Annotated in this window: 25 protein-coding genes; 12 read left to right on the top strand and 13 right to left on the bottom strand. The window is 66.0% G+C overall.

From position 1 onward, the window contains the following. Nucleotides 1-113 precede the first annotated feature (113 nt). The 3 genes from FOA17_RS18755 to FOA17_RS18765 all read right to left on the bottom strand — a co-directional run bounded on the left by FOA17_RS18755 (nucleotide 114) and on the right by FOA17_RS18765 (nucleotide 1768). Nucleotides 114-641: a tetratricopeptide repeat protein gene (locus tag FOA17_RS18755; RefSeq protein ID WP_149143048.1), complete on the bottom strand. Its 528-nt coding sequence runs from the start codon at nucleotides 639-641 to the stop codon at nucleotides 114-116. Between the two features lie 95 nt (nucleotides 642-736). Beyond that, nucleotides 737-1123, bottom strand: a complete 387-nt coding sequence (locus FOA17_RS18760) for a c-type cytochrome (RefSeq protein WP_149143049.1) — start codon at nucleotides 1121-1123, stop codon at nucleotides 737-739. A 99-nt stretch (nucleotides 1124-1222) separates the two neighbouring features. Beyond that, a complete protein-coding gene (locus FOA17_RS18765) occupies nucleotides 1223-1768 on the bottom strand; it encodes a tetratricopeptide repeat protein (protein WP_338029124.1) in 546 nt (181 codons plus the stop codon). A gap of 129 nt (nucleotides 1769-1897) precedes the next feature. Between FOA17_RS18765 and FOA17_RS18770 the strand changes: the two genes are divergently transcribed. Genes FOA17_RS18770 through FOA17_RS18790 form a run of 5 tightly spaced genes read left to right on the top strand, consistent with a single transcriptional unit; the run spans nucleotide 1898 to nucleotide 5990 of the window. Then, nucleotides 1898-3067: an ABC transporter substrate-binding protein gene (locus tag FOA17_RS18770; RefSeq protein ID WP_149143050.1), complete on the top strand. Its 1170-nt coding sequence runs from the start codon at nucleotides 1898-1900 to the stop codon at nucleotides 3065-3067. Further along, a complete protein-coding gene (locus FOA17_RS18775) occupies nucleotides 3064-4035 on the top strand; it encodes a YVTN family beta-propeller repeat protein (protein WP_149143051.1) in 972 nt (323 codons plus the stop codon). Before FOA17_RS18770 ends, FOA17_RS18775 begins: the two co-directional genes overlap by 4 nt. An 11-nt stretch (nucleotides 4036-4046) precedes the next feature. After that, nucleotides 4047-4487: a cupredoxin domain-containing protein gene (locus FOA17_RS18780; RefSeq protein WP_149143052.1), complete on the top strand. Its 441-nt coding sequence runs from the start codon at nucleotides 4047-4049 to the stop codon at nucleotides 4485-4487. Then, nucleotides 4480-5202, top strand: a complete 723-nt coding sequence (locus FOA17_RS18785) for an ATP-binding cassette domain-containing protein (RefSeq protein WP_238991890.1) — start codon at nucleotides 4480-4482, stop codon at nucleotides 5200-5202. The genes FOA17_RS18780 and FOA17_RS18785 overlap by 8 nt, the downstream gene beginning before the upstream one ends. Continuing rightward, on the top strand, nucleotides 5199-5990 hold the full coding sequence (locus FOA17_RS18790; RefSeq protein ID WP_149143054.1) for an ABC transporter permease: 792 nt from the start codon (nucleotides 5199-5201) through the stop codon (nucleotides 5988-5990). Before FOA17_RS18785 ends, FOA17_RS18790 begins: the two co-directional genes overlap by 4 nt. Here the strand turns inward: FOA17_RS18790 and FOA17_RS18795 are convergent. The 3 genes from FOA17_RS18795 to FOA17_RS18805 are packed head-to-tail and all read right to left on the bottom strand — an operon-like array spanning nucleotide 5987 to nucleotide 8364. Next, the gene (locus tag FOA17_RS18795) at nucleotides 5987-6634 is read right to left on the bottom strand and encodes an ATP-binding cassette domain-containing protein (protein ID WP_238991891.1); all 648 of its coding nucleotides are present in this window, start codon (nucleotides 6632-6634) and stop codon (nucleotides 5987-5989) included. The two genes, FOA17_RS18790 and FOA17_RS18795, sit on opposite strands and share 4 nt — an antisense overlap. Next, complete coding sequence (locus FOA17_RS18800; protein WP_149143055.1) at nucleotides 6577-7392, bottom strand: ABC transporter permease; 816 nt, start codon at nucleotides 7390-7392, stop codon at nucleotides 6577-6579. The genes FOA17_RS18795 and FOA17_RS18800 overlap by 58 nt, the downstream gene beginning before the upstream one ends. 3 nt (nucleotides 7393-7395) lie before the next feature. Next, nucleotides 7396-8364, bottom strand: coding sequence for an ABC transporter substrate-binding protein (locus FOA17_RS18805; protein ID WP_149143056.1), 969 nt, complete (start codon nucleotides 8362-8364; stop codon nucleotides 7396-7398). 200 nt (nucleotides 8365-8564) lie between these two features. On the opposite strand from FOA17_RS18805, the gene pedF reads away from it, so the two are divergent. Then, complete coding sequence (gene pedF / locus FOA17_RS18810) at nucleotides 8565-9266, top strand: cytochrome c-550 PedF (RefSeq protein ID WP_162528323.1); 702 nt, start codon at nucleotides 8565-8567, stop codon at nucleotides 9264-9266. Continuing rightward, on the top strand, nucleotides 9266-10189 hold the full coding sequence (locus tag FOA17_RS18815; RefSeq protein WP_149143057.1) for a transporter substrate-binding domain-containing protein: 924 nt from the start codon (nucleotides 9266-9268) through the stop codon (nucleotides 10187-10189). Before pedF ends, FOA17_RS18815 begins: the two co-directional genes overlap by 1 nt. Here the strand turns inward: FOA17_RS18815 and FOA17_RS18820 are convergent. From FOA17_RS18820 to FOA17_RS18830, 3 genes are all read right to left on the bottom strand, one after another. Continuing rightward, the gene (locus tag FOA17_RS18820) at nucleotides 10182-11036 is read right to left on the bottom strand and encodes an FAD:protein FMN transferase (protein ID WP_149143058.1); all 855 of its coding nucleotides are present in this window, start codon (nucleotides 11034-11036) and stop codon (nucleotides 10182-10184) included. The two genes, FOA17_RS18815 and FOA17_RS18820, sit on opposite strands and share 8 nt — an antisense overlap. Next, on the bottom strand, nucleotides 11033-13072 hold the full coding sequence (locus FOA17_RS18825; RefSeq protein WP_238991892.1) for a 4Fe-4S binding protein: 2040 nt from the start codon (nucleotides 13070-13072) through the stop codon (nucleotides 11033-11035). The genes FOA17_RS18820 and FOA17_RS18825 overlap by 4 nt, the downstream gene beginning before the upstream one ends. 64 nt (nucleotides 13073-13136) lie before the next feature. After that, the gene (locus tag FOA17_RS18830; RefSeq protein ID WP_149143060.1) at nucleotides 13137-13955 is read right to left on the bottom strand and encodes a sulfotransferase family protein; all 819 of its coding nucleotides are present in this window, start codon (nucleotides 13953-13955) and stop codon (nucleotides 13137-13139) included. 147 nt (nucleotides 13956-14102) lie between these two features. Here FOA17_RS18830 and FOA17_RS18835 point away from each other — a divergent pair, with 147 nt between their 5' ends. The 4 genes from FOA17_RS18835 (at nucleotide 14103) to FOA17_RS18850 (ending at nucleotide 18561) form a co-directional block, all read left to right on the top strand. Further along, a complete protein-coding gene (locus FOA17_RS18835; protein ID WP_149143061.1) occupies nucleotides 14103-15680 on the top strand; it encodes a DUF5928 domain-containing protein in 1578 nt (525 codons plus the stop codon). Between the two features lie 2 nt (nucleotides 15681-15682). Beyond that, complete coding sequence (locus FOA17_RS18840) at nucleotides 15683-16066, top strand: HIT domain-containing protein (protein ID WP_149143062.1); 384 nt, start codon at nucleotides 15683-15685, stop codon at nucleotides 16064-16066. Nucleotides 16067-16176: 110 nt separating this feature from the next. After that, nucleotides 16177-17271: a carboxynorspermidine decarboxylase gene (locus tag FOA17_RS18845; protein WP_149143063.1), complete on the top strand. Its 1095-nt coding sequence runs from the start codon at nucleotides 16177-16179 to the stop codon at nucleotides 17269-17271. A gap of 54 nt (nucleotides 17272-17325) precedes the next feature. Further along, entirely contained in the window at nucleotides 17326-18561 is a 1236-nt protein-coding gene (locus tag FOA17_RS18850) for a saccharopine dehydrogenase family protein (protein ID WP_149143064.1), read from the top strand. Between the two features lie 50 nt (nucleotides 18562-18611). Here the strand turns inward: FOA17_RS18850 and holA are convergent, their stop codons facing one another. The 4 genes from holA to FOA17_RS18870 form a co-directional block, all read right to left on the bottom strand. After that, entirely contained in the window at nucleotides 18612-19613 is a 1002-nt protein-coding gene (gene holA / locus FOA17_RS18855) for a DNA polymerase III subunit delta (RefSeq protein ID WP_149143065.1), read from the bottom strand. Next, nucleotides 19610-20068, bottom strand: a complete 459-nt coding sequence (gene lptE / locus FOA17_RS18860; protein WP_238991893.1) for an LPS assembly lipoprotein LptE — start codon at nucleotides 20066-20068, stop codon at nucleotides 19610-19612. Before lptE ends, holA begins: the two co-directional genes overlap by 4 nt. Before the next feature lie 13 nt (nucleotides 20069-20081). Further along, on the bottom strand, nucleotides 20082-22640 hold the full coding sequence (gene leuS, locus FOA17_RS18865; RefSeq protein WP_149143067.1) for a leucine--tRNA ligase: 2559 nt from the start codon (nucleotides 22638-22640) through the stop codon (nucleotides 20082-20084). 121 nt (nucleotides 22641-22761) lie between these two features. Continuing rightward, nucleotides 22762-23316 carry a DUF3576 domain-containing protein gene (locus tag FOA17_RS18870; protein ID WP_149143068.1) on the bottom strand — a complete coding sequence of 185 codons (555 nt, stop codon included), beginning with the start codon at nucleotides 23314-23316 and terminating at the stop codon, nucleotides 22762-22764. A gap of 333 nt (nucleotides 23317-23649) precedes the next feature. Between FOA17_RS18870 and FOA17_RS18875 the strand changes: the two genes are divergently transcribed. Next, nucleotides 23650-24546, top strand: a complete 897-nt coding sequence (locus FOA17_RS18875; RefSeq protein ID WP_149143069.1) for a porin — start codon at nucleotides 23650-23652, stop codon at nucleotides 24544-24546. Nucleotides 24547-24592: the final 46 nt, after the last annotated feature.

Consider the following 24592-nt stretch of genomic DNA (forward strand, 5'->3'; position numbering starts at 1 on the left):
CTGTCAGGCCGGGCGGTCAGGGTGGTGGGCATGGGCCAAGTATCGGCGGGGCACGCGCGGAACGTATATTGTCCATTGGTCTTACGACCCGCGCGCATGGGCGTTCAGCCGGGTCAGGACAGTGTCAGATTGGCCAGAAGCCGCGCCGCATCGCGGTCACCGCCCTGGGCCGCGCGGTCCAGCCAGAACCGGGCCTGCCCGGCATCGCGGGGCACCCCATGTCCTTGCAGCAGGGCAAGGCCATAGTGATAGGCGCCGGTTGCATAGCCCTGCGCGGCGGCCTGCTTGACCCAATAGGTTGACCAGGCCGCATCGGGTGCGGTGCCAAGCCCCTGATCATAGGCCTGTGCCAGCAGGATCATCGAGGGCGCGTTGCCCGCCTGGGCGCAAAGCTGCAAGCCCTTGAATGACGTGGCACTTTCTGCCGCGCCGCCCTTCTGGGTTTCATAGACGACCCAGCACAGGAACCCCGCGCGATCGGGGCGCGCGGCCAGTTCGGCGGCCAGATGGGCGATGCCGCCCTCCTCGGGGTTCAGGTTCCCCCAACTGTCCGCGCGGGCTTCGCCGCCCGGCATCAGCGCGATGATCGCGGCGGCCAGCCCCAGACAGGCCGCGCGCGACAGGATCGAAAATCGGGACATGCTGCTTTCCTCCTCTGCGATGAGGAACAGCCTGACACAACCCGGCAGGGCGCGGCTCTGCGACCTTGGTCGCAATTCCGGCCCGCCGCGCCGCCCTATTTCGACACCGAGACAAGATAGCTGACGATGAAATCCTGCACCGTCGGGTCGGTGATGCCGACATGGCGCATCTTGGTGCCGGGCACCAGCTCGTCATTGGCCTCCATCCAGGCCTTGAGCGCCCCGGGCGTCCAGACGAATCCCGCACCGGCCAACGCCTCGGAATAGGGGTAGCCCTCGAAACTGCCGGCGCGCCGGCCGACCACGCCTTCCAGCAGCGGGCCATAGCTGGCCTTGTCGGCATCGACGGCATGGCAGCGGTGGCATTCCGCGTCGAACAACTGCCGCCCCGCCGCCACCTTCACGGTCTCGAACGTGTCGGCCAGCGCGGGCGCGGCAAGGGGAGCCGCCACAAGGGCGGCGGCGATCCAGATGGCTTTCATGATGCTCTCCGTTCTGACTGTGCCGCGACTGTCGCGCGGCGGGCCGGAAAGCGGGTTGATCGAGGTCAAGCGCGGTCTAGCACTTTGGTCGTAAACGGGTCAGGAAACCGGCGCATATTTCCAGTTGTCGGCGTCGGGCGTCACCTCGTCCAGATCGTAATCCGCCGCCTGCAACCGCCGCGCCACCGGCAGCCCGGCCCGGGCGGCCTCATCCACCAGTGCCCGCCCGCGCGCCTCGTCCTGCGCGACGCCGCGCCCGCGCATCAGATCCAGCCCATAATTGAACTGCCCGACCGGGTCGCCCGCCTCGGCCGCCTGCCGGTCCCATTCCGCCGCGCCGTCGGAGTCCAGCGGGCCACCCAGCCCGTTATCCTCCAGCTGGCTCATCCAGGTCATCGCGCCGGTCCAGCCATCATTGGCGCAGGCCTCGAACAGCTCGCGCGCCTCGACATGCCGGCCGGATTTGGTGATGAAATATCCGCTGGCGCAGGTCGTCATCGAGGTTTCGCCGCGCTCGATGTTGCGCATCATGCGTTCCAGCGTCATTTCCTCGGGGTTCAGATCGCCGCCGCCTTCGACAGGGTCGGCGGCGGCGGGCAGGGCGGTCACGCCCAACAGCAGCGCCAGTTGCAGCATCTTGCGCATCTCGATCCTCCTCGATCCGGGTGGCCCATCGTAGCACGGCATGGCGTGCCCGTGGCGGGGCAGCGTCTAAGACATTGGTCTTATTGCTGCGCTATCCCCCCTCTCGCAGTCTGGGGGCGGGAGGACGACATGGCACGCATATCGGTCTGTCTGGCCTTGTCGCTGATCGCGGCACCGGCGGCGGCGGAAACCATTCGAATCGACTGGCTGGAACGGCAGGTAACGCCGCCGCCGGTGCAGTCGAACATGCAGGCCCGGCCCGAGCGGCTGGGGCTTGACGGCGCAAGGCTGAGCGTGGCGGATATCGCGACGACCGGGCGCTTTACCGGCATGGATTATCAACTGGTCGAAACCGTGATCCCGCCCGAGGCGCCCTTTCTGCCCGCGGCCGAGGCGGCGCTGGCCCAGGGCGCGCGGCTGCTGGTGGTCAGCGCGCCGGCGGCGGATCTGCTGGCCCTGGCCGACCTGCCCGCCGCGCGCGACGCGCTGATCCTGAATACCGCCGCCCCGGAAACCAGCCTGCGCGGCGCCGATTGCCGCGCCAACCTGCTGCATACCCTGCCCTCGGTGGCCATGCGCACCGATGCGCTGGCGCAGTTCATCGTGACGAAACGCTGGACGAACCTTGCCATGATCGCCGGCACCCTGCCCGAGGATCTGGCCTATGCCGAGGCGATGCGGTCCAGCCTGACCAAGTTCGGCCTTTCGCTGGCAGGCGAAAAGACCTGGCCCTTCCAGTCGGATCTGCGCCGCGCCGCCACGACCGAGGTGCCGCTGTTCACACAAGACCTGCCTGACCATGACCTGTTGCTGATCGCCGATGAGCGGGGCGATTTCGGGCGCTATGTCGCCTATAACACCTGGCTGCCGCGCCCCCTTGCCGGGTCGGAGGGGGCGCAGCCGCTGGGCTGGTCGGGGGTGGTGGAACAGAACGGCGCGGCGCAGTTGCAGAACCGCTTTCGCGATACGGCGGGGCGCGAGATGGCGCCCGCGGATTTCGCCGCCTGGGCCGCCATCGCCGCTCTGGGTGACGCCACCACCCGCACCGCGACCGCCGATCCTGCGGCGCTGCGAAGCTATCTGCTGTCTGATCGCGCGCGCATCGCGGGCTTTCTGGGCCGCCCGCTCAGCTTTCGGGCCTGGGATGGGCAGATGCGCCAGCCCATCCCCATCGTGACCGAACGCGCGGTGGTTGGCCTCGCCCCGTTCGAGGGGTTCCTGCATGCGGTCAACGAGCTTGATACGCTGGGCCCCGACCAGCCCGAAACCCTTTGCACCGCCTTTCAGGAGGGACCATGATCCGCAGCATTCTGATGGGCACCGCGCTGTCGCTCAGCCTTGCGCCAGCACTGGCAGACGAGATCTGGGTCACGAACGAGATCGACGATACGGTCAGCGTGATTGACGCGCGCACCCTGGAAGTGAAGGCCACCTATCCCACCGGCGAACGCCCGCGCGGCATCACCTTTTCCAAGGATTTCAAGCGGCTTTACATCTGTGCCTCGGATAGTGACGCGGTGCAGGTGATGGATCCCGATACCGGGCAGATCCTGCATGACCTGCCCTCGGGCGAAGACCCGGAGCAATTCGTCCTCGCCCCCGATGACCGGCTGCTTTACATCGCCAACGAGGATGACGCGATCACCACCGTGGTCGATACCGAAAGCCGCACGGTGGTGACGCAGATCGACGTGGGCGTGGAACCCGAAGGGATGGGCATCTCGCCCGACGGGCGCATTCAGGTCACCACCTCTGAAACCACCAACATGGCGCATTGGATCGACACCGAAACCCACAAGATCATCGCCAATACGCTGGTGGACAGCCGCCCCCGCCACGCCGAATTCCGCCCCGACGGGACCGAGCTTTGGGTCAGTTCCGAAATCGGCGGCACGGTGACGGTGTTCGACACCGCTACCCAGGCCGAAAAGGGCAGGATCGGCTTTGCCATCACCGGCATCCAGCCCGAAAAGCTGCAACCCGTGGGCATGCGCTTTTCGCCTGACGGGCAGCGCGTCTTTGTGGCGCTTGGGCCGGCGAACCATGTCGCTGTGGTGAATGCCGCCACGCTGGAGGTGGAGCGCTATATCCTGGTCGGCCGCCGCGTCTGGCATATGGAACTCTCGCCCGATCAGACACGGCTTTTCACCACCAATGGCGTCTCGGGCGATGTGACGGTGATCGACCTCGCCTCGCTGGAGCCGATTGCGACGGTCAAGGTCGGCCGCTTTCCCTGGGGCGCCGCCGCGCGCCCGACCCCCAACTGACGGAGCCTGCCATGCGTCTTGCGCTGATCCTTGCCCTTGCCCTGACTGCCGCCTTTCCCGCCCTGGCGGAGAGCGAGGACGACGACGCGGCACCGCCGGCGGGCCTGCTGGCGGGCGGCAACAAGGAAGACCTGCCCGAGGTGATCCTGTCGGTGGGCGAGCCGCTGGGCGGCCCCTGGGCGCTGAAATCCGGCCGTTATTACGAGGTGGAGATCACCGCCGACGGATCGGGCGAGATCGGCCTTCAGGGCAGCGATTTCTTTCGCGCGATCTGGGTGGACGAGGTGGTCATCAAGGGGCTGGAGATCCGCCCGATGGGCCTGCATTCGATCGAATTCGACCGCGCCGGCACGATGGAGATCGGCTTTGTCGCGGTCAAACCCGGGCGCTATGCTCTGGAAATTCCCGGAGCGAGCAGCGATGCGCAGCGGATCGAGATCACCATTGAATGACGCCGCGCTTGCCGTTTCGGGGCTGAACCACGCCTGGGGCGGCAAACCCGCGCTGCGCGATGTGTCCTTCAGCCTGGCGCCGGGGAGGTTCTGCGCGCTGCTGGGGCCGAACGGCGCCGGCAAATCGACGCTGATGGCGGTCTTGACCGGGCTGATCCGGCCCGCGCCGGCTGTGGTGCTGGTGGCGGGGCAGGATATGGGCCGCGCGCCGCGCCGGGCATTGGCCGGCATGGGGGTGGTGTTCCAGCAGCCGACCTATGATCTGGATCGCAGCGTGGTCGCCAACCTGCATTATTTTGCGGCGCTTCAGGGCCTGACCCGCGCCGAGGCCGATCGCCGCATCGCCGGGGCGCTGGCCCGGCTGGGCATGGCCGAACGGGCGGGTGAAAAGGTGGGCGCGCTGAATGGCGGGCATCGCCGGCGGATGGAGATCGCCCGCGCCCTTTTGCACCGCCCGCGGCTTCTCTTGCTGGACGAACCGACCGTGGGTCTGGATGCCCCCGCCCGCGCGGCGATCACCGCCCATGTCCATGACCTGACCGCCGAGGGGATCGCCGTTCTCTGGGCCACGCATCTGGTGGATGAACTGCGCGACAGCGACGATCTGGTGCTGCTGCATCGCGGGAAGGTCGCGGCGGCGGGGCAGGTGGGGGCGGTGCGCGGGGCGCAGCCCTTGCAGGACTGGTTTCTGGCACAGACGGGGGCTGCCGCATGACCGCCCTGCGCGCCGCCACCGCCATCCTGACCCGCGAGGTCGCGCGGTTCCTGACACAGCGCGAACGCTTCTTCGCCGCGCTGGTGCGGCCGCTGGTCTGGCTTTTCGTCTTTGCGGCGGGGTTCCGGGCGGCGCTTGGCCTGTCGATCATCCCGCCCTACAAGACCTATATCACCTACGAGACCTATATCGCCCCCGGCCTGTGCGGCATGATCCTGCTGTTTGCCGGGATGCAAAGCTCGCTCAGCCTGGTGAATGACCGCGAAAGCGGCACGATGCGGCTGATGCTGACCGCGCCCTGGCCGCGCTGGTTCCTGCTGGGGGCCAAGCTGGTGGCGGGGGCGGCGGTGGCGCTGTTGCAGGTGGCGGCCTTTCTGGCCATCGCCGCCGCCTATGGCATCCGCTTCAGCCCGGCGGGCTATCTGGCGGCGATTCCCGCGCTGGTGCTGGCGGGGCTGATGCTGGGGGCGCTTGGTCTGTTCCTGTCGTCGCGCGTGCGGCAGCTGGAGAATTTCGCGGGGGTGATGAATTTCGTGATCTTCCCGATGTTCTTCCTGTCTTCGGCGCTTTATCCGCTGTGGAAGATGCAGGAAAGCTCGCCCCTGCTGGCCATGATCTGCCGCGCGAATCCGTTTACCCATGCGGTCGAACTGGTGCGTTTCGCGCTTTATGGCCAGGTCAACCTGCCTGCCTTGGGCTGGACGGTGCTGGCGGGCGGGCTGTTCTTTGCGCTGGCGGTCTGGGGCTATGAACCCGCGCGCACCCGCCCCGCCCGCGGGGAAGGCTAGCGCGAAAGCAGCCGCGCCGGGCGCCCTTCCAACCGCGCCCGCCTTGTGGTCAGCCGCGCCAGCTCGGCCTCGGAATGCGAGGCGAGGATGACGGCGGGTCGCGTCTCCGCGATCAGCGCGGCGGTCAGATCCAGCAAATCCTCCACCCGTTCCTGATCGAGCGAGACAAAGGGTTCGTCCAGGATCAGCACCTCGGGGCGGGCGGCAAAGGCGCGGGCCAGCCCGACGCGCCGCGCCTGACCCAGGGACAATTGCCCCGGCCAGTGCTGTTCCATCCCCGCCAGCCCGACCCGCGCCAGCCAGCCCCGCGCCTCGGCCCCGGTCGCGCCCGTGGGCAGGGTGACATTGTCGATCACCCGCCGCCAGGGCATCAGCGTGGGCGACTGAAAGACCATCGCGCTGCGTCCGGCGGGATGCAGATCGCCATCGAAGCGCGTATCCACCCCGGCGAGGATGCGCAAAAGCGTGCTTTTGCCCGCGCCCGACGACCCCTCGATCCCCAGCACCTCGCCCGGTGCGACGGCAAGCGACAAGGGCCCCAGGATCGCGGTTGCGCCAAAGGATTTGCCCCGCAGGTCCAGCCGGATCATGCCGCCGCCCTCCAGCCCGTTGCGCGGCGCGCCAGCGGCGCCAGCACCAGCCATTCCACCGCCAGCATGACCGCCACGAAGGCCAGCGCATTGGCCAGAACGCCGGTAATGTCGAACATCTGGAAATTCAGATGGATGCGAAAGCCGATGCCGTTGGAGCGGCCCAGAAATTCGACCACCAGCACGATCTTCCAGATCAGCGAAACCCCCGCCCGCGCGGCGGCAAGCAGATGCGGCACCAGTTGCGGCAGCAGGATATGGCGCAGCCGTGCCAGCGGCGCCATGCGAAAGGCGCGGGCCATCTCGGCCAGGGCCGGGTCGCGGGCCTGCACGCCCTCGCGCAGGATCACGGCGACCAGCGGCACCTTGTTCAGCGCCACGGCGGCGATTGCCGCCGTCTCGTTCAGCCCGATCCAGAGGTAACACAGCACGATCAGCACCAGCGCCGGGATGTTGTTCCAGACCGTGAGCCAGGGGTCGAGCCAGTCATTCGCGCGGCGCGACAGGCCAAGGCCGATGCCAAGCGCCGTGCCCAGCCCCATGGCCAGCACGAAGGCCGCCGCCACCCGGCCCAGTGTCGCGCCCAGATCGGCCCACATCCGCCCTGAGGCCAGCCCCTCCCACAGGGCGGGCAGCACCTGCGCCGGGCCGGGCGCGCGCAGGGGGTCGTCCAGCAGCGCCGCCCCGGCCGCCCAGACCCCGATCAGCGCCAGCACCGACAGCATCGGGCGCAGCGGCCCCGCCCCCGGCGCGGGGGGCGGGGCCGTCAGGGCCGGAGCCGGGGGGGCGGCGGGGCGCGCCAAGCCCAGCATGCCCTATTGCGACAGGAAGGTGCCGGGCGGCAGGTCATGCACCTTGCCCACCAGCTCTTCTCCGCCCAGATCGGCCATCAGGGCCAGCATCCGCCCCGCCGCAGCCTGATCGACCGGCGCATCCGCGGGGATGCCGGCGCGATAGCCCGCCACCAGCGCCGCATATTGCGCGTCATTCTTGGCGTTCATCTGGTCGCGCAGCCGGGCAAAGGCCGCTTCGTCACGCGCCAGCAGTTCCTTGGCGGCGCGCGAGGCACGTTTCAGCCCGGCCACCATCGCGGGGCGTTCCGCGACCAGACGGTCTGACACCACATAGCCCAGAAGCGGGGTTTCGGGGTCAAGGCCAAGCGCCTGTGCCGCGTCCGACACGCTGACCAGCGTGGTCATGCCGCGCGTCTCCATCTTGGCCATGAAATGCCAGAAGTTGATGGCGGCATCCACCTCGCCCGACAGGGCCGATTCCATGATCAGGGGCGGCGCGCCGAACACCTGTTCGGTCTCGGTCGCCAGGTCCAGCCCCAGTTCCTTTTGCGCATAGGCGCGCAGGATCAGCCAGCTTTTGTCCAGCGGGCCACCGGCGATGCCGATCTTCTTGCCCTTCAGATCGCCCAGCGAGGCGATGCCGCCCTCGGGGCGCACCATCAGCCCGCCCACGGCGCGCGAATAGGGGATGAAGGTGAAATCCTGCCCCTCGGCCCGCATCCGCGCGACCCAGAACCAGTCGGTCACGATGGCATCGGCCTCGCCGCCTTGCAGGGCCACTTGCGCCGCCGGATTGCCCGCCACCGGCATCACCTCCAGCTCAAAGCCCTCGGCCTTGTCCAGCCCGTAATGGCGGATCGTATCGAGTTCCCAGTTGACCGTGCCGCCCTCAAGCGCGGCGACCTTCAGCACCGGCAGGTCTTCGGCCCGGGCACCGACGGCGCCCATTGCCATACATGCCGCCAGCAGGCAGCCCCAGAGTCGTTTCATCGCATCCTCCCTTGCCCCGGCATCGGGCCCTCGGGAAAAAGCCTAAACCCGGGTGGCGGCGGCGCTCTATTAGACCATTGGCCAATACGGTTTGCGCCCGGTTTGCCGCCAGTTTGCTCTGGTCGCGACCAAGGTCGAATGGCGCCGGGGCGGGCAGGCCGGTTAATCCCAAGGAACAGTGGATCGAGAGGGAGAGAGAGATGCTCGACACCCGCAGCCGCCGCGTTGTCGCGGCCCTGACGCTTGCCGGCCTCATGGCCCCCGCGCTGGCGCCTGTCGCCGTTCTGGCGCATGGCGATGTGGCGCCCCAGCCCGTGAACACCGATGCCCTGCCCGATGTGGGCGAGGAATGGCTGACCGAAAACCCCTACCGCGCCGAGAAGGCCGGCGAGGAAACCTGGCGCGCCGCCCTGCATATCGGCGATTCCGGCTATAACCAGAACTGCGCCCGCTGCCATGGGCTTGGCGCGGTGTCGGGCGGCCTGGCCCCCGACCTGCGTTTCCTTGAGGCGGCGGAATATGGCGATGAATGGTTCGCCGAACGGTTCCAGCATGGCTACACCCAGGACGGCACCACCAAGATGCCCGCCTTTGGCGAGGTTCTGGGCCAGAAGGCCGGCTGGGCGATCCGCACCTATATCGAGACGCGCCCCGAGGATGGCGCGCTGGATGGCCATTCCGACCGGTTGCACAAGCTGCGTGATGAACTGGCCGCCGGACAGGGCGATGGCGCCGCGATCAAGGCCGAGCTCATGCAGATCGCCGCCGAGGTCAAGACCGCCTCGGGCGCCCCCGTGGCCGACAGCGTGGTCAGCCGCGCCGCCGAGACGCTGACCGACGATCCTGCCAGCTTCAAGCACGCGGCCGAGGTGCTGACCATCGGCCTGTCCGCGGCGCAGTGATGCGCGCGCGCGGCAGGCCCGGGCGCCGCGGGGTTCTGGCGGCGATGGTGCTGGCGCTGGCCGGGCTGGGGTTTACCCCCCGCCCGGCCCTTGCCGCTTGCGAGGGGGTGGCGCCGGAACAGCGCCTGCAAAACACCGCGCCGCAGGATATCGGCCGGTCGCTGGATCGTATCCGCGAGGATGGGTGGATCGAATTCGCGCTTTATGAGGATTACCGCCCCTGGTCCTGGCAAGAGGCCGGTCAGCCGCGCGGCATCGACGTGGATATCGCCCGCCTGATCGCCGCCGATCTGGGGGTGGAGGCACGCATCCGTCTGGTCACGGCGGGCGAGACGCTGGATGCCGATCTGCTGAATTACGTCTACAAGGGCGCGGCGGTCGGCGGGCATGTTTCCAATGTCATGCTGCATGTGCCCTATGACGTGGATTATGCCTGCCGTTTCGATCAGGTGGTGTTTACCGGGCAATATGCCTCGGAACGGCTGGCGATTGCCTATGATCTGGCATCCTACCCCGAAAAGGGCCCGACCCCGGCGGTGTTCCGCTATGATCCGGTGGGGGTGGAGAATGACTCGATCTCCGATTTCTTCCTGACGTCGGTGGCGCATGGGGCGACGGCCGACAAGGTGCATCGCTTCAAATCCACCGGCGCGGCCATGGAGGGCCTGGCCCGGCATGAGGTCATGGCGGTGATGGGGCCGCGCGCGGAAATCGACGCTGCGATGACCGAGGGGCTGGCGGTGCATGAGCCGGGCCTACTGGGGCTGGCGCGGTCGAAATGGACGCTGGGGGTGGCGGTGTCGTTCCAGCACCGGCCGCTGGCCTATGCGGTGGACGATGCCATCGCCGCCGCGCTGGCAGATGGGCGCATCGCGGCGATTTTCGCGGGCTATGGCGTCGATTACATGGCGCCGGTCAGGTAAGGGCGATTTCGCGCAGATCGCCGGCCGCATCGACCAGCAGCACCGACCACAGCCCGAGCGCGGCCGCCGCCTTGCGGATGGCCGGCTCGGGCATCAGCACGAAGGCGGTGGAGGCCGCGTCGCAGATCGCCGCCTCTGGCCCCTGCACCGTGACGGTGGACCAGAGCGGCACCTCGCCCCGCGGGCCAAGGATATGGCTGCCGCCGGGCAGCGACAGCGCGGCGGGGGAGCTGGTGGCCATGGCGCCGCCGGTCAGGCTGCGCCAGCCCAGCAGGCCGGTCTGCGGATCCTCGATCCCCAGCCGGAACGCGCCGCCGATGGCCGCGAATTCGCCCATGTCGATCAGCGCATGGCGCAGCCCCTGCGCGGCACAGATCGCGCGGATGCGGTCGGCGGCATGGCCCTGCGCGATGCCGTTCAGCGTCAGGGCCTGACCCGGGGCCAGCCGGATGTCGCGCCCGATGCGCAGCCGGTCAAACCCGATCCGCCCGCGCGCCACCCGCCCGTCGCCCCCCTGTGCCAGCGCCTGCCAGAGCGGCTGCACCGTCGGGTCAAAGGCGGCGCCCGTTGCCGCATGAACCTGTGCCGCCTGTGCCAGAACGGCGCGCATCCGGGCAGAGCCGGGTGCCTGGCCCCGGGCGTTCAGCCGGGTCAGCTCGCTGTCGGCCATCAGCGAAAACGCGGCCTCGATCGCTGCGATCTCCGACAGGATCGCGCGCATCGGCGCGGGGCCGTCGGTCTGGATCACCAGATCCGCGCCGAAGGCCCGCCCGCGCCAAAGCGTGTCGGCCCGGGCCGGAAAGGCCATTGCCGCCGCCAGAACATGCAGGAACCGCCGCCGCTTCATGCCGCCCTCCGCGCCCGTTTCGCCGCCAGAACCAGCGGCACGCACTGGCCCGGGTCGTCATGGATTTTTACACAGTCAAGGCATTGGAAACATTCTGAATACCGGATCTCGCCCTTAGGGGCGATGGCCTGATAGCGGCATTTCACCCGGCAAAGCTGGCAGGGCGTGCCGCAGGCGTCGCGGCGCGGAATCCAGCGGCGCAGGCGCAGCATCCCGCCCAGCCGCATCGCCGCGCCCAGGGGGCAGAGCGACCGGCAAAAGCCCTTGAACCACACCGCCGAGACCGCGATCCATCCCGCCGCCCACAGCACATAGGGCAGGGGGCGGGCAAAATGCACGGTGATCGCGGTCTTGAACGGTTCGATCTCGGCCACCGCCTCGGCCCGGTCGGGGGAAAGAAAGGCGATGGCGATCAGCGCCACAAGGGCCACCGGCCCCGTCCAGAGCAGCGCGCGGCCAAGGGTCGGCGGCGGCTCCCATTGCGGCAGGCGCAACAGGCGGCCAAGGTGATGGGCGAATTCCTGCAAGGCACCGAACGGGCAGAGCCAGCCACAGAAAAAACCGCGCCCCCAAAGCAGAAAGCCGAGCCCCGCCGCCGCCCAGACCATCAGCCCGAACGGGTCATAAAGCAGCACCTCCAACCCGCCGCCGACCAGCCCGCGCAGAAAGGCCAGGATGGTGACGACCGACAATTGCCCCTGCCCCCAAAAGCCGACAAAGCCGGTCATCACCGCCAGCAGGCCCAACCGGATCGCGGTGAAATGGCGCTGCGCCGCCAGCCGCGACTGCATCGACAGCAGCCCGAACAGCAGGGCGAGAAACAGGCCCAGCCAGACCAGATCGCCCGCGCGATTGCGCAGCGCCTCGGCAAAGGGCGACAGCGGCGCCGGCGCCTCGGGGCGCAGGAAGAACCGCTCCGGCGTGGCCAGCGTCACACTGAAATACGCCGATCCCGGTTCGGGCTGAAACTGGCCATGCAGGCGGATGGCCTGAAGGCTCAGATCCCAGGGCCGGGTCGGATCGAAACCCAGCCGGCGATCCAGCCGCAGCACCATCTGGGTGGCGTCATGCAGGTCGCCGGGCAGATCGGAGGCCAGCGAGGGCAGGATATCGGCATCGCGCAGCGCCAGCGGCAACCCGTCTTGCTGGGCCGACAGCCGGTCGGGCGCGGTGTTGCGCACGAAATCCTCCGATACCAGGCCATGCCGCCCGGCCTCGATCAGCAGGAACAGTTCGTCATCCGGCGCGCGGCTGGAAAAACGTGCAATCTCGGCCAGCGTATCGGGCGCCAGCACGGCACGCGCCAGAGCCGGCGGGCCGAGGTCGATGACGTAAAGGTCGATATAGGGCGTGTCGCCCGGTGCCGCATCGCCGTCGGCGGCCCATTTCGTGCCGGCAAAGGCCGCGTCCAGATCGGTTTCCGACACGGTCAGCCGCCCGACCAGCCCCTGTTCCAGCAGATCGGCCCAACCCAGCCGTTCATCATGGGCGGGGTCGGGGCGGGGGGGCGGGCCGGCACTGACCCCTTGCATCTTTTCCCGCGCCACGGCCAGCGTGGCGGCGAGAATGGATTCATGCGCGATGCGCACGCTGGCCGTGGCCTTGGTCACCCCGTCGAGATAGACATTGTCCGAGGCCGCGCCGCCCTCGCCATAGGGGGTGCCGACGACCAGCGGTTCGTTGATCGCATGACCCCGATACTGGTCCAGAAAGGCGCGGAACGGTGCCTCGCCCAGGCCCGAGACGAAGATCGGCTCGTTCTGCGCCAACAGCCGCACGTCGATGAACCGCCCCTCAAGATCGAGCAGCACCAGCATGTTGATCGGCTGGCCGGAAAAGCCGGGCAGCGGCGCCAGTTCGCCGGTTTCAAAGACATAACCCGCCTCGCCCCCGCCGGAATTGCGCAGGCTCCAGACGCCCTTGTCATTCACCGGATCGCCAAGCGCATAGGGCGCAAGGATCAGCGGCTCCAGCCCCTCGCGCGACAGGGGGGCCGCGGCAAGGGGCGTTGCAAGCAGGAACAGAAGGACAAGCATGCGCCACATGCGCCCAGCCTAGAGCGCGCGGGGAAATTGCCTATTCGACCTAAGTCGCGCCCGGTCAGTCGCCCAGCTTGGCGTGGACCTCCTCAAGGTCGATCTCGCCGATCGGCATCTTGTTGTTCGGGTCGTCGAAATCGTATTTGAACAACTGGAAGTCGCGCTTGTAGATCTCCCACACCAGATGGCGCGACAGGTCGTCGAAATAATCGGCCACCGGATGCGCGCGCTTGGGGCCGTGGCCCTCGCTCTCGTTGAACTTGGGGATCTTCTTGAGGTTCACCTTCTTCTTCACCTTGATGTTGTCGAGGACGTGCTGCATGCCCTCGTCGAACTTTTCGGTAAAGAATATGTGGTCGTATTGCCCGCCATTCACGATGAAGGTGGAGATATGGCCCGACATGGCCGACCAGTGGATGTCCGGCTCCATCGGCTTGCGAAAGCGGATGGTGTCGCGCGCGAACAGCAGAAACCGGCGGAAGCTGCGGATCTGATCGAATTCGAACCCGTTTTCCGGGTCGCCCACCTCGATCCCGTATTTCTGGATCAGCAGCGGCACCAGATTGCCGCGATAGCGCTTGCCGTTGCGCTGGATGCCGCAGATCTTGTCAAAGAACGATGACAGGATCCGCGCATAGGGGTTGCGCACGCAGGTAAAGGCGTAGGACTTGTGCCCCTTCACATTCGCCTCGATCAGCGGCTGGCTGATCTCCTGGCTCCACTTGTGCAGGCCCGCGGTCGAATCGTGGATATCGCCATCAAAGAACTTGCCATGGTCGGAATAGAACATGATCTGCCCGATGGACGAGCAGGCACATTTCGGCACCACACGGTACACAACACTTTCACTCTCGGTCATCCAGGTGCCGGGAAAACCCATCTCTCTCGCCTCCAATCCGCAATCTCCGCGCGGCCGCACGGGTTGCATTGTCATGGTCGGAAAAAAGCAAACAAACTCTGTCTTTTCAATGACCCGTAAAGCACTTTATGGAGACAATACTCGCAAAGTGTGGTTCGAGTTTCCTGAATGGCAAAAATCGCCTACATTCTTTTGTGTCACAAAGACCCGGACGGGATCATCGCGCAGGCCGAACGCCTGACCGCGGCGGGTGACTATGTCGCCATCCATTTCGACGCCCGCGCCCGCAAGGCCGATTATGACCGGATCCGCAGCGCGCTGGCGCCGAACCGTTCCGTCGCCTTCGCGCGGCGCCGGCGGAAATGCGGATGGGGGGAATGGAGCCTGGTCGATGCCACGCTTCTGGCGGTGCAGGCGGCGGTGGAGGCCTTTCCGCGCGCGACGCATTTCTACATGCTGTCGGGCGACTGCATGCCGATCAAATCGGCCGAATATGCCCATGCCTTCCTCGACCGCGACGAGGTGGATTACATCGAAAGCTTCGATTTCTTCACCTCGGACTGGATCAAGACCGGGATCAAGGGCGAAAGGCTGATCTATCGGCACTGGTTCAACGAACGCACCCAGAAATGGCTGTTCTACGCCTCGATGGGGATGCAGCAACGATTCGGGCTGGAGCGGCAGATCCCCGAGGATCTGGCGATCCAGATCGGCAGCCAGTGGTGGTGCCTGCGGCGGCGCACGGTGGAATGGATCCTGGATTTCTGCCGCAAGCGCAGCGACGTCATGGCGTTCTTCCGCACCACCTGGATCCCGGATGAGACCTTCTTTCAGACGCTGGTCCGCCATCTTGTGCCGCAGGACGAGATCCGCACCCGGACCCTGACCTTCCTGATGTTCACCGATTACGGGATGCCGGTGACCTTTTACAACGATCACTACAACCTGCTCGTGTCACAGGACTATCTGTTTGCGCGCAAGATCTCGCCCGATGCGCGGCAGCTCAAGCAGCGGCTGGGCGATCTTTACAATTCCGAGGGCGAGGTGTTTCCCATCTCGAACGAGGGGCGCAGCCTGTTCAAGTTCCTCACCGGCCGGGGCCGCATCGGCCGCCGTTTCGCGCCGCGCTTCTGGGAAACCGAGGCAAGCCTGGGGCGCGAACGCACGTTGCTGATCGTGACCTGCAAGAAATGGCACGTCGCCAAGCGTCTGGTGGACAAGGCCCGGCAGGTGTCCGGTGTCGCGGCGGTGGATTACCTGTTCGATGAGGCCGCGACGGCGGTGCCCGATCTGGGCGGCATCCAGACCACGCTGGAAAAGCGCACCCGCCACCGCCGCGCGCTGGTGCGGATGCTGTTCGACTACTGGAATACCGACAAGCTGATCCTGTGCATCGACCCCGCCAATATCGAGCTGATCCAGGATTTCTATCACGACAAATCGACCGTCCGCCTGCTGGAGATCGAATGCGACTTCAGCGACGACTACCTGCTGGGTCATGCCCGGCGCGTCGGTCTGGCCGGCGACAGCACCCCGGTCGAGACGCTGGAGCGGCTGTTGCCGACCATCCGCTATGACGTGAAGTTTGAAAGCGACCGCCTGCGCGATGCCGATTTCGAGAACTTCCATCGTCTGCGCCAATCTGCCACTGTGGAGGAGAATACCGGCCCGCTGGCCGCCTTTCTGGGTGTGCCGCGCGACGAGGCGAAGCGGATCGCCGAAACCCATTATCTGTTCGTGGACTGACCATGCCCTATGACTACGACCCCCAGAACATCTTTGCCCGTATCCTGCGCGGCGAAATCCCCAACAAGACTGTGCTGGAAACCGAACATACGCTGGCTTTCCACGATATCGGGCCGCAGGCGCCGGTGCATGTGCTGGTGATCCCCAAGGGGCCTTATGTCACCTATGACCATTTCTGCCGCGATGCCTCGGATGCCGAGATCGTCGATTTCCACCGCGCCGTCGCGCAGGTCTGTGCGATGACCGGCGTGCAGCCGGGCGAGGGGGGGCAGGGCTTCCGCGCCATCACCAATGCCGGCGCCCATGGCGTGCAGGAAGTGCCGCATTTCCACCTGCATGTGCTGGGCGGGCGGGTGCTGGGGCGCATGTTGGCCCGCGCCGAATAAACCTGCATTCTGCCCGATCCGGCGGCTTTTCTGTCACATCCCTTGCGCATCGGGGGGTTAGGCCCTATTTGGGCCGCTCTTGTCCCTTTTGGCCCCGGGGGGGATTCTTTATGATCCAGACGCCTTACTACCTGATCGACCGGGCGAAGCTTTCGCGCAACATGGAGATCATCGACCGGCTGCGCGCGCAGTCGGGCGCCAAGGCCCTGCTTGCCCTGAAATGTTTCGCCACCTGGCCGGTCTTTGACCAGATGCGCGAACATATGGACGGCACGACCTCCAGCAGCCTGTACGAGCTGCGGCTGGGGCGCGAGAAGTTCGGCAAGGAAACCCATGCCTATTCGGTGGGCTGGTCCGATCACGAGATCGCCGAGGCCGTGGGCTATGCCGACAAGATCATCTTCAATTCCATCGGCCAGCTTGAACGCTTCGACAATCAGTCGGCGCAGATCGAACGCGGGCTGCGGCTGAACCCGCGCTTCAGCACCTCGGGCTTTGATCTGGCCGATCCGGCGCGCCCGTTCAGCCGTCTGGGCGAATGGGATGCGCGCAAGATCGAAACCGTGATGGACCGCATCTCGGGCTTCATGATTCATTACAATTGCGAGAATGCGGACTTCGACCTGTTCGACACCCAGCTTTCGCGGATCGAGGCCGAGTTCGGCGACCTGCTGAAACGCCTGAAATGGGTCAGCCTCGGCGGCGGCATCCATTTCACCGGCGAAGGCTATCCGGTGGACAAGCTGGCGGCGCGGCTGCGCGCCTTTCAGGATCGTTTTGGCGTGCAGGTCTACCTGGAACCCGGCGAGGCCGCGATCACCAATTCCGCCAGCCTTGAGGTGACGGTGATCGACACGCTGAACAACGGCAAGGATCTGGCCATCGTGGATGCCTCGGTCGAGGCGCATATGCTGGACCTGCTGATCTATCGGCAGGCCGCGAAGATGGAGGTCGCGGGCGATCACCCCTGGATGATCTGCGGCAAATCCTGTCTGGCCGGCGATATCTTTGGCGAATTCAGCTTTCCCACGCCGCTGTCGGTGGGCGACCGGCTGTCGATCGCCGATGCGGCCGGCTATACGATGGTCAAGAAAAACTGGTTCAACGGCGTGAAGATGCCCAGCATCGTCGTGCGGGAACTGGACGGCTCGCTGAGCCTGAAACGCGAATTCGGCTATGCCGATTACGAGAGCAGCCTTGGCTGAGGCTCTCCCTTCCCCCCAGTTACTTCCCACAGTCCTTAAAGGAGACGGTTCGAAGTGAAACGGAACGTGTTGATCATCGGCGCCGGTGGCGTGGCTCAGGTCGTGGCGCATAAATGCGCGCAGCATAATGACCGGCTGGGCGATCTGCATATCGCCAGCCGCACGCGGGCGAAATGCGAGGCGATCATTGCCAGCGTCCATGAAAAGGGCGCGATGAAGCAGCCCGGCATTTTCGAGGCCCATGCGGTGAACGCGATGGACAGTGCCGAAGTGGCCGCGCTGATCCGCAAGACCGGCTGCCAGATCGTGATCAATGTGGGCTCGTCCTTCGTCAACATGACGGTGCTGGAGGCCTGTATCGAAACCGGCGCCGCCTATATGGACACGGCGATTCACGAAGACCCCCAGAAGATCTGCGAAACGCCGCCGTGGTATGGCAATTACGAATGGCAACGCCGTGACCGCTGCAAGGCGGCGGGCGTCACGGCGATCCTGGGTATCGGCTTTGACCCCGGCGTGGTGAACGCCTGGGCGCGGGTCGCCGAAGGGATGCTCGACACCATCACCTCGATCGACATCGTGGATATCAACGCCGGGTCGCACGGCAAATGGTTCGCCACCAATTTCGACCCCGAGATCAATTTCCGCGAATTCACCGGCACGGCTTATAGCTGGCAGAATGGCGGCTGGCAGTCGAACAGCATGTTCGAGGTCGGCAAGACCTGGACCCTGCCGGTGGTGGGCGACCAGAAGGCCTATCTGACCGGCCATGACGAGGTGCATTCGCTGTCGGCCCGCTACAAGGACGCCGATGTGCGGTTCTGGATGGGCTTTGGCGATCACTATATCAATGTCTTCACTGTGCTGAAGAACCTGGGCCTGCTGTCGGAACAGCCGGTGAAAACCGCCGAGGGGCAAGAGGTGATCCCGCTCAAGGTCGTCAAGGCCGTGCTGCCCGATCCGGCCAGCCTTGCGCCCCACTATACCGGCAAGACCTGCATCGGCGATGTGGTGAAGGGCGTGAAAGACGGGGTGGAGAAGGAAATCCTGCTCTATAACGTCGCCGACCACAAGGAAGCCTATGAGGAGGTCGGCAGCCAGGGCATCAGCTATACCGCCGGTGTGCCGCCCGTGACCGCCGCGATCCTGATTGCCGACGGCATCTGGGATGTCGGCCATATGGCGAATGTGGAGGATCTGGATCCTCGGCCCTTCATCAACCTGCTGAACAAGATGGGCCTGCCCAGCCGGATCCGCGATGAAAACGGCGACCGGCCGCTGGAATTCTGAACCGGAACGGGGTGCTGTGTAAGCGGGGGCTGCGGCCCCCGTTTTTGTCTTTAGCGTTTCATCATCGCCAGACGGATCAGCGCGCGTTCCATCACCGCCATGGCCGGCGCGCGCGAGGCCGAGCGCAGCGTGAGGTCGGTTTCCACGATCAGCGCCAGCGCCTCTTCCAGCCGCCGCACGCCCCAATCCTGCGCCTGCCGCAGGATGCGGTCCCTGCGCGGGCCACGCACCCGGAACGAGGCCGGGCCGCGCGGATCGACGGCAATCGCATGCAGCAGCCGGAAATGCCGCATCGCAAAGATGCACAGCGTGACCGGCAGAACGCCTTGCCCCTCCAGCCGCCGCATCAATTGGCCGACCGCCGCGCCGCGCCCCTCCGACACCGCCTCCAGCACCTCATCCACCTCGGTATCCACCGTGGCCGGGGCCATGGCGGCGACCTCGGCCGGGGCCAGTGGCGTGGCATCGCCCCATTTATAGAGCGCGATCTTTTCGACCGTCTGGCGGAAATCGCCGGGATCGAGTTCCCGCGCCAGCGACTGAAGATCGGTCATCGCCTCGCGGCTGATCTCGGTCAGGCCGCTTTTGCGCAAGGTGGTCTCGATCTCCTCGCGCGAGGGCGGATCGTCATAGATGCCGACCGACCGCGCCGTCGGATGGGCGTCGAACAGTTTGACCAGCGCCGATTTGGTGGTGAGGCTGGATGAGGTCACGACGATCTGCGCATCGCCGGGCCGCCAATCCTTCAGCGCCTCGGTGATGGCGGCGGCGGCGCTGTCGGGGGTGTCCTCGACAAAGGCCACGCGCGGGCCGGGAAAGAACCCCTGCGCCTTCATCGCATCCATGATCAGCGCCGGATCCTTGCGCAGATCGCCGCCCTGAAGCCGGGTAAGCCGCATCTCGCCTTCGCCCTCGGGGCCGATCAGCGCCAGGATCACCTCTTGTCGGCGCAGCGCCACGCGCATGGCATCCTGTCCATAGATCAGGATCCCCGCCGCATCGGGGTCAGGTTTGGCGAAATAGCCGACCGCCGCCGCCCCGGACAGTTTCATGGGGTGTGGCCGACGCTGGCCAGCAGGCGCGTCACGATCTGGTCGGCCAGAATCCGCATCAGCCGATAGCCCGCATCCTCCTCGGCCGCGAGGCCCGACACGGTGGAGCCGGTGGCCGACCAGGCGGTAAAGCCCTCGGCCACACCCTCGGTCACGCTGCCGCCGGCCATGTCGGTCAGCCGCCAATCGACGCGGCCGCGCAGGTGATAGCGGGTGATCGCATTGCCGGTGGTGACGCCCACGCCGATACGGTCGGTCTTGATCTGATAGGCCAGCTTGAAGCGCGGATCGGTGGGGCGACCCAGCCGTTCCTCCAGCCGTTCGACCAGATCGAAACCGTTCTTGGTATCGGGGCTGTCCACCCGCACCGCGCCTTGCAGCGCCTCGGCGGGGCCGCCGGGCGCATAGGCGGGGGTAAAGGTGCAGCCCGCAAGGGCCGCACCCGCAAGGGCCATGAACTGACGGCGTTTATGCCACGACATTGATGATGCGCCCCGGAACGACGATGATCTTCTTGACCGGCTGCCCGGCCAGGAACTTGACCACATCCTCGTTCGCCAGCGCGATCTTTTCAACCTCTGCTGCCGCCATATCCTTCGGCACGCTGATTTCCGCCCGCCGCTTGCCGTTGATCTGGATCGGCAGGGTCACGGTATCATCGACCAGCAGCGCGGGGTCGGCCTTGGGCCAGGGCGCCTGCGCGCAAAGCCCCGCGCCGCCCTGATAGGACCAGATGGATTCCGCGATATGCGGCACCATGGGCGACATCAGTTGCGCCAGCGTGCGGATCGCCTGTTTCATCACCGGCGTCGCCGCATCGGCCTTGGCCAGCGTGTTGGTAAAGGCGTAAAGCGTCGCGATGGCCTTGTTGAAGGCAAAGCCCTCAATGCCGCGGGTCACCTCGTCGATGGCCTTGGCGGTGGCTTTCAGCAGCGCCGCATCATCGGGGCCGGTGTGGTCCGCCGGCATTTCGCCGATGCGCGAACACAGGTTCCAGACGCGGGAAAGATGCTTGTAAGCCGCCTCGGCCCCCGCCGCCGTCCATTCCACGTCGCGTTCCGGCGGGCTGTCCGACATCACGAACCACCGCGCGGTATCGGCGCCGAAAGAGGCGATGATGTTCATCGGATCGACGACATTCTTCTTGGATTTCGACATCTTGGCCGAGGGGATGACCTCGACCGCGGTGCCGTCCTTCAGCGTGGCGCCGGCCTCGCTGCGGATGATGTCTTCGGGCAGGTGATAGACCGGGCGGCCCTTGTCATCGGTGGTCTTGTAGATCTCGTGCGTGACCATGCCCTGCGTGAACAGCGCGTTGAACGGCTCGCGCGCCTTGGCGGGCAGGTGGCCGGTCTCGTTCATCGCGCGGGCGAAGAAGCGGCTATACAGCAGGTGTAGGATCGCATGTTCGATGCCGCCGATATACTGGTCCACATTCATCCAGTAATCGGCATCTTCGGCCACGGTCGGGGTGGTGGCGCGGGGTGCGGTGAAGCGGGCGTAATACCAGGACGAATCGACGAAAGTATCCATCGTATCCGTCTCGCGCTGCGCCGGGGCGCCGCATTTCGGGCAGGTGCAGTCGCGCCAGGTGGCGTGCCGGTCCAGCGGGTTGCCGGGCTTGTCAAAGCTCACGTCATAGGGCAGCTCGACCGGCAGGTTTTCCTTCCGCTCGGCCACCACGCCGCAGGTCGGGCAATGCACGACCGGAATCGGGCAGCCCCAGTAACGCTGACGCGAAATGCCCCAGTCGCGCAGACGGAATTTGGTGACACCCTGGCCAAAGCCCTTGGCCTCGGCCAGCGCAATCGCCTCGGCCACGCCCTCGTCGCCGGTCATCGGCTTGTTGTCGGCGATGCCGCGAACATATTGAACCCGCTCGGATTTCATCGGCACATAGGCATCAGTCAGCGGCGCATCCTCCGCGCCTTCGGCCACATAGACCGCCTTGATCGGCAGGCCGTATTTGGTCGCGAATTCGAAATCGCGCTGGTCATGCGCCGGGCAGCCGAAAATCGCGCCGGTGCCGTAATCCATCAGGATGAAATTCGCGATCCAGACCGGCAGCTCCCAGTTCGGGTCCAACGGGTGCTTCACCCGGATGCCGGTATCCATGCCCAGCTTCTCGGCGGTTTGCAGGGCCTCCTCGCTGGTGCCGATGCGGCGGCATTCCGCGACAAAGGCGGCGATCTGCGGGTTGGTCTTTTCCAGTTCCTTCGCCAGCGGGTGATCCGGGCTGATCCCGGCGAAAGAGGCGCCCATCAGCGTGTCGGGGCGGGTGGTATAGACCTCCAGCCGGTCAAAGCCTGCCGGCGCCGCCACGGTTTCAAAGCCGAATTGCAGCCCGCGCGACTTGCCGATCCAGTTGGCCTGCATCAGGCGCACCTTCTCGGGCCAGTCCTTCAGGCCATCCAGCGAATCCAGCAGATCACCCGCCATGTGGGAGATCTTGAAGAACCACTGGGTCAGCTCGCGCCGCTCCACCACGGCGCCCGAGCGCCAGCCCTTGCCGTCGATCACCTGTTCATTGGCCAGAACGGTCATATCGACCGGATCCCAGTTCACCACCGCCGCCTTGCGATAGACCAGCCCCTTTTCCATCATGTCGATGAACATGGCCTGCTGCTGGCCGTAATATTCCGGGTCGCAGGTGGCGAATTCGCGGCTCCAGTCGATCGACAGGCCCAGTGGCTTCATCTGCCCGCGCATGTCGGCGATATTGCCATAGGTCCAGTCCTTCGGATGGCCGCCACGCTCCATCGCGGCATTTTCGGCCGGCATCCCGAAGGCGTCCCAGCCCATCGGATGCAGCACGGAATAGCCGCAGGAGGATTTGAACCGCGCCACCACATCGCCCATCGTGTAGTTGCGCACATGGCCCATATGGATGCGGCCCGACGGGTAGGGGAACATCTCCAGCACATAGTATTTCGGCTTGGCCGCGTCGCGCCGGGCGGTAAACACCCCGGCCTCATCCCAGGTCTGCTGCCATTTCGGCTCGATCTGGCTCGGTTCGTAACGCGACATGCTCGCCTCATTCCGCTGGATTATCCGCGCGGAATTACACCGGACGGGCGGCGAAGGTCCAGCCCAAGCAAGAAGGCCGCGTGAAATCACGCGGCCTTCCGGTGAAAAGCGGGGGCTGTTCTTACAGCTTGCTGTCGCGCACGCGCAATTCGCGGGCCCGGGTCAGGATCGCATCCTCGACCGCGCGCTGCGTCTCGGGCGAAACAGAGCCGCCGCGCCCCTGAAGCGAGATCTTGAGCGACCGCGCGTCCAGCGCCGGATCGCTGACATAGATCGTAGCGCGATAGGCGCGGCCGCCGCCGGGCGGGGTGCCATAGCCGGTCACGATGACGCCGGTGAACGGATCGACCGATTCGATCGGCAGGAAATTCAGCACCTCAAGCGAGGATTGCCACAGATAGCGGTTCACCTGCACCGTGGTATTGGGGTCGCGCGAGTTGGTGAACAGATCCCAGATCGTGCCCTTGTCTTCCTGCTTGCGCGCCTCTTCGATCTTTTCGATGGCGTTGCGCTGTGCGCGGGCGGTCTGGCGCTGGTCGAATTGCTCGGCGCTCGGCACGCTGTCGCGGCGGCCAAAGGGGTTGGACCCGAAGCCCGACCCGCCACCCCCGCAGGCGGCAAGCGCCAGAACAAGGCTTCCGGCAAGGGTAGGTGCGGCGAGGCTCTTGAGGTTCATTCCCGGTTCCTTCGACGTGCTTCCTTGCTGTCTATACCGAGGGGGGCAAGGCAAACAAGGGCTTTTGCCCCGCCCGCCTCGCGTGCGAGTCATGCAGGATTCGCGCGCGAGCGGGCGGACGGGTGCCACTTTGCCGGGATGGACAGGCGGGATGAATGCCGTGTTTTTCGGCCCCGCGCCGGGGCACTGTGGCAAGCCTGCACCACCCTGCCCGCGTTTCGCCCGGGCCGCGCCGCGGCGATTGCAATCCGGGGCGGTTGGGCTGAAAAGGATGCCATACCCAACTCGGATTCCCCTGAGTTGGGCCGCACCTTGAGACAACGAGGGAAAACGATGAAAAAGATTCTTCTGGCGACCAGCATCCTGGCTGCTACCACCGGCTTCGCTGCTGCTGAAGTCGCCGTTTCGGGCAATGGCCGCATGGGTGTCGTGTATGACGGCAACGACGTGCAGTTCAGCGCTCGCGCTCGCGTTCAGTTCGATCTGTCGGCCGAGTCGGACAGCGGCCTGTCGTTCGGCGCTTCGTTCCGCGCCGACAACGCTGCTGGCGCTGCTGGCAACACCAACATGGGCGCTGGCACCATCTGGGTTTCGGGCGCTTTCGGCAAGCTCGCGATGGGCGACGTCGTTTCCGCTGGTGAAGCCGCTCTGGGCGACCTGTCGGGCGTTGGCTACACCGGCCTCGGCGACTACTCGGACATCCCCTACATCAACGGCGATGACGGCAACGACTTCGACGGCACCGGCGCTCTGTACTCGTACTCGGCTGGCGCTATCGGCTTCCACGTTGGCCTGACCGACGGTTCGGATGACAATCCGGCCACCGTTGACGCCGACGCTTCGTACTCGATCGGCGTCGCCTACGACACCGACGCCTACTCGGTCGCTCTGGCCTACCTGTCGGGCACCCCGGGCAACGACACTGCCGAAGAAATCATTCTCGGCGGTTCGGGCTCGTTCGGCGCTGCCAAAGTCAAAGCCTACTACGCTGACTTCAGCAACATGGCGATCGAAAAGTCGTTCGGCCTGTCGGTTGACTACGGCATGGACGCGACCACCCTCACCGCCTTCGCCCGTCGCGACGACTTCGGCGCCGCTGGCGACATGGACACCTTCGGTCTGGGCGTTGCCTACGACCTGGGCGGTGGCGCGAAAGTCAAAGCCGGTGTGGTCGACTCCGACTACAACGCCGACACCGTTGCCGACCTCGGCATCACCATGTCGTTCTGATCCAACCGGATCAGTTCGAGGGAAAGAGCGGGCATTGCCGCTCTTT

It is taken from the genome of Gemmobacter caeruleus (genome assembly GCF_008271655.1).
Taxonomy (GTDB): domain Bacteria; phylum Pseudomonadota; class Alphaproteobacteria; order Rhodobacterales; family Rhodobacteraceae; genus Gemmobacter; species Gemmobacter caeruleus.

Excerpts from the sequence above, each read along its gene's own strand:
- FOA17_RS18870 (WP_149143068.1), bottom strand. The coding sequence starts at position 23,316 with ATGAACCTCAAGAGCCTCGCCGCACCTACCCTTGCCGGAAGCCTTGTT.
- FOA17_RS18760 (WP_149143049.1), bottom strand. The coding sequence starts at position 1,123 with ATGAAAGCCATCTGGATCGCCGCCGCCCTTGTGGCGGCTCCCCTTGCC.
- FOA17_RS18770 (WP_149143050.1), top strand. The coding sequence starts at position 1,898 with ATGGCACGCATATCGGTCTGTCTGGCCTTGTCGCTGATCGCGGCACCG.
- FOA17_RS18795 (WP_238991891.1), bottom strand. The coding sequence starts at position 6,634 with ATGGCTGGTGCTGGCGCCGCTGGCGCGCCGCGCAACGGGCTGGAGGGC.
- FOA17_RS18780 (WP_149143052.1), top strand. The coding sequence starts at position 4,047 with ATGCGTCTTGCGCTGATCCTTGCCCTTGCCCTGACTGCCGCCTTTCCC.
- FOA17_RS18830 (WP_149143060.1), bottom strand. The coding sequence starts at position 13,955 with ATGGGTTTTCCCGGCACCTGGATGACCGAGAGTGAAAGTGTTGTGTAC.
- FOA17_RS18820 (WP_149143058.1), bottom strand. The coding sequence starts at position 11,036 with ATGAAGCGGCGGCGGTTCCTGCATGTTCTGGCGGCGGCAATGGCCTTT.
- pedF (WP_162528323.1), top strand. The coding sequence starts at position 8,565 with ATGCTCGACACCCGCAGCCGCCGCGTTGTCGCGGCCCTGACGCTTGCC.
- FOA17_RS18755 (WP_149143048.1), bottom strand. The coding sequence starts at position 641 with ATGTCCCGATTTTCGATCCTGTCGCGCGCGGCCTGTCTGGGGCTGGCC.
- FOA17_RS18835 (WP_149143061.1), top strand. The coding sequence starts at position 14,103 with ATGGCAAAAATCGCCTACATTCTTTTGTGTCACAAAGACCCGGACGGG.
- FOA17_RS18790 (WP_149143054.1), top strand. The coding sequence starts at position 5,199 with ATGACCGCCCTGCGCGCCGCCACCGCCATCCTGACCCGCGAGGTCGCG.
- FOA17_RS18805 (WP_149143056.1), bottom strand. The coding sequence starts at position 8,364 with ATGAAACGACTCTGGGGCTGCCTGCTGGCGGCATGTATGGCAATGGGC.
- lptE (WP_238991893.1), bottom strand. The coding sequence starts at position 20,068 with ATGGCCCTTGCGGGTGCGGCCCTTGCGGGCTGCACCTTTACCCCCGCC.
- FOA17_RS18765 (WP_338029124.1), bottom strand. The coding sequence starts at position 1,768 with ATGCGCAAGATGCTGCAACTGGCGCTGCTGTTGGGCGTGACCGCCCTG.
- FOA17_RS18775 (WP_149143051.1), top strand. The coding sequence starts at position 3,064 with ATGATCCGCAGCATTCTGATGGGCACCGCGCTGTCGCTCAGCCTTGCG.
- FOA17_RS18825 (WP_238991892.1), bottom strand. The coding sequence starts at position 13,072 with ATGCTTGTCCTTCTGTTCCTGCTTGCAACGCCCCTTGCCGCGGCCCCC.
- FOA17_RS18840 (WP_149143062.1), top strand. The coding sequence starts at position 15,683 with ATGCCCTATGACTACGACCCCCAGAACATCTTTGCCCGTATCCTGCGC.
- FOA17_RS18845 (WP_149143063.1), top strand. The coding sequence starts at position 16,177 with ATGATCCAGACGCCTTACTACCTGATCGACCGGGCGAAGCTTTCGCGC.
- holA (WP_149143065.1), bottom strand. The coding sequence starts at position 19,613 with ATGAAACTGTCCGGGGCGGCGGCGGTCGGCTATTTCGCCAAACCTGAC.
- FOA17_RS18875 (WP_149143069.1), top strand. The coding sequence starts at position 23,650 with ATGAAAAAGATTCTTCTGGCGACCAGCATCCTGGCTGCTACCACCGGC.
- FOA17_RS18800 (WP_149143055.1), bottom strand. The coding sequence starts at position 7,392 with ATGCTGGGCTTGGCGCGCCCCGCCGCCCCCCCGGCTCCGGCCCTGACG.
- FOA17_RS18815 (WP_149143057.1), top strand. The coding sequence starts at position 9,266 with ATGCGCGCGCGCGGCAGGCCCGGGCGCCGCGGGGTTCTGGCGGCGATG.
- leuS (WP_149143067.1), bottom strand. The coding sequence starts at position 22,640 with ATGTCGCGTTACGAACCGAGCCAGATCGAGCCGAAATGGCAGCAGACC.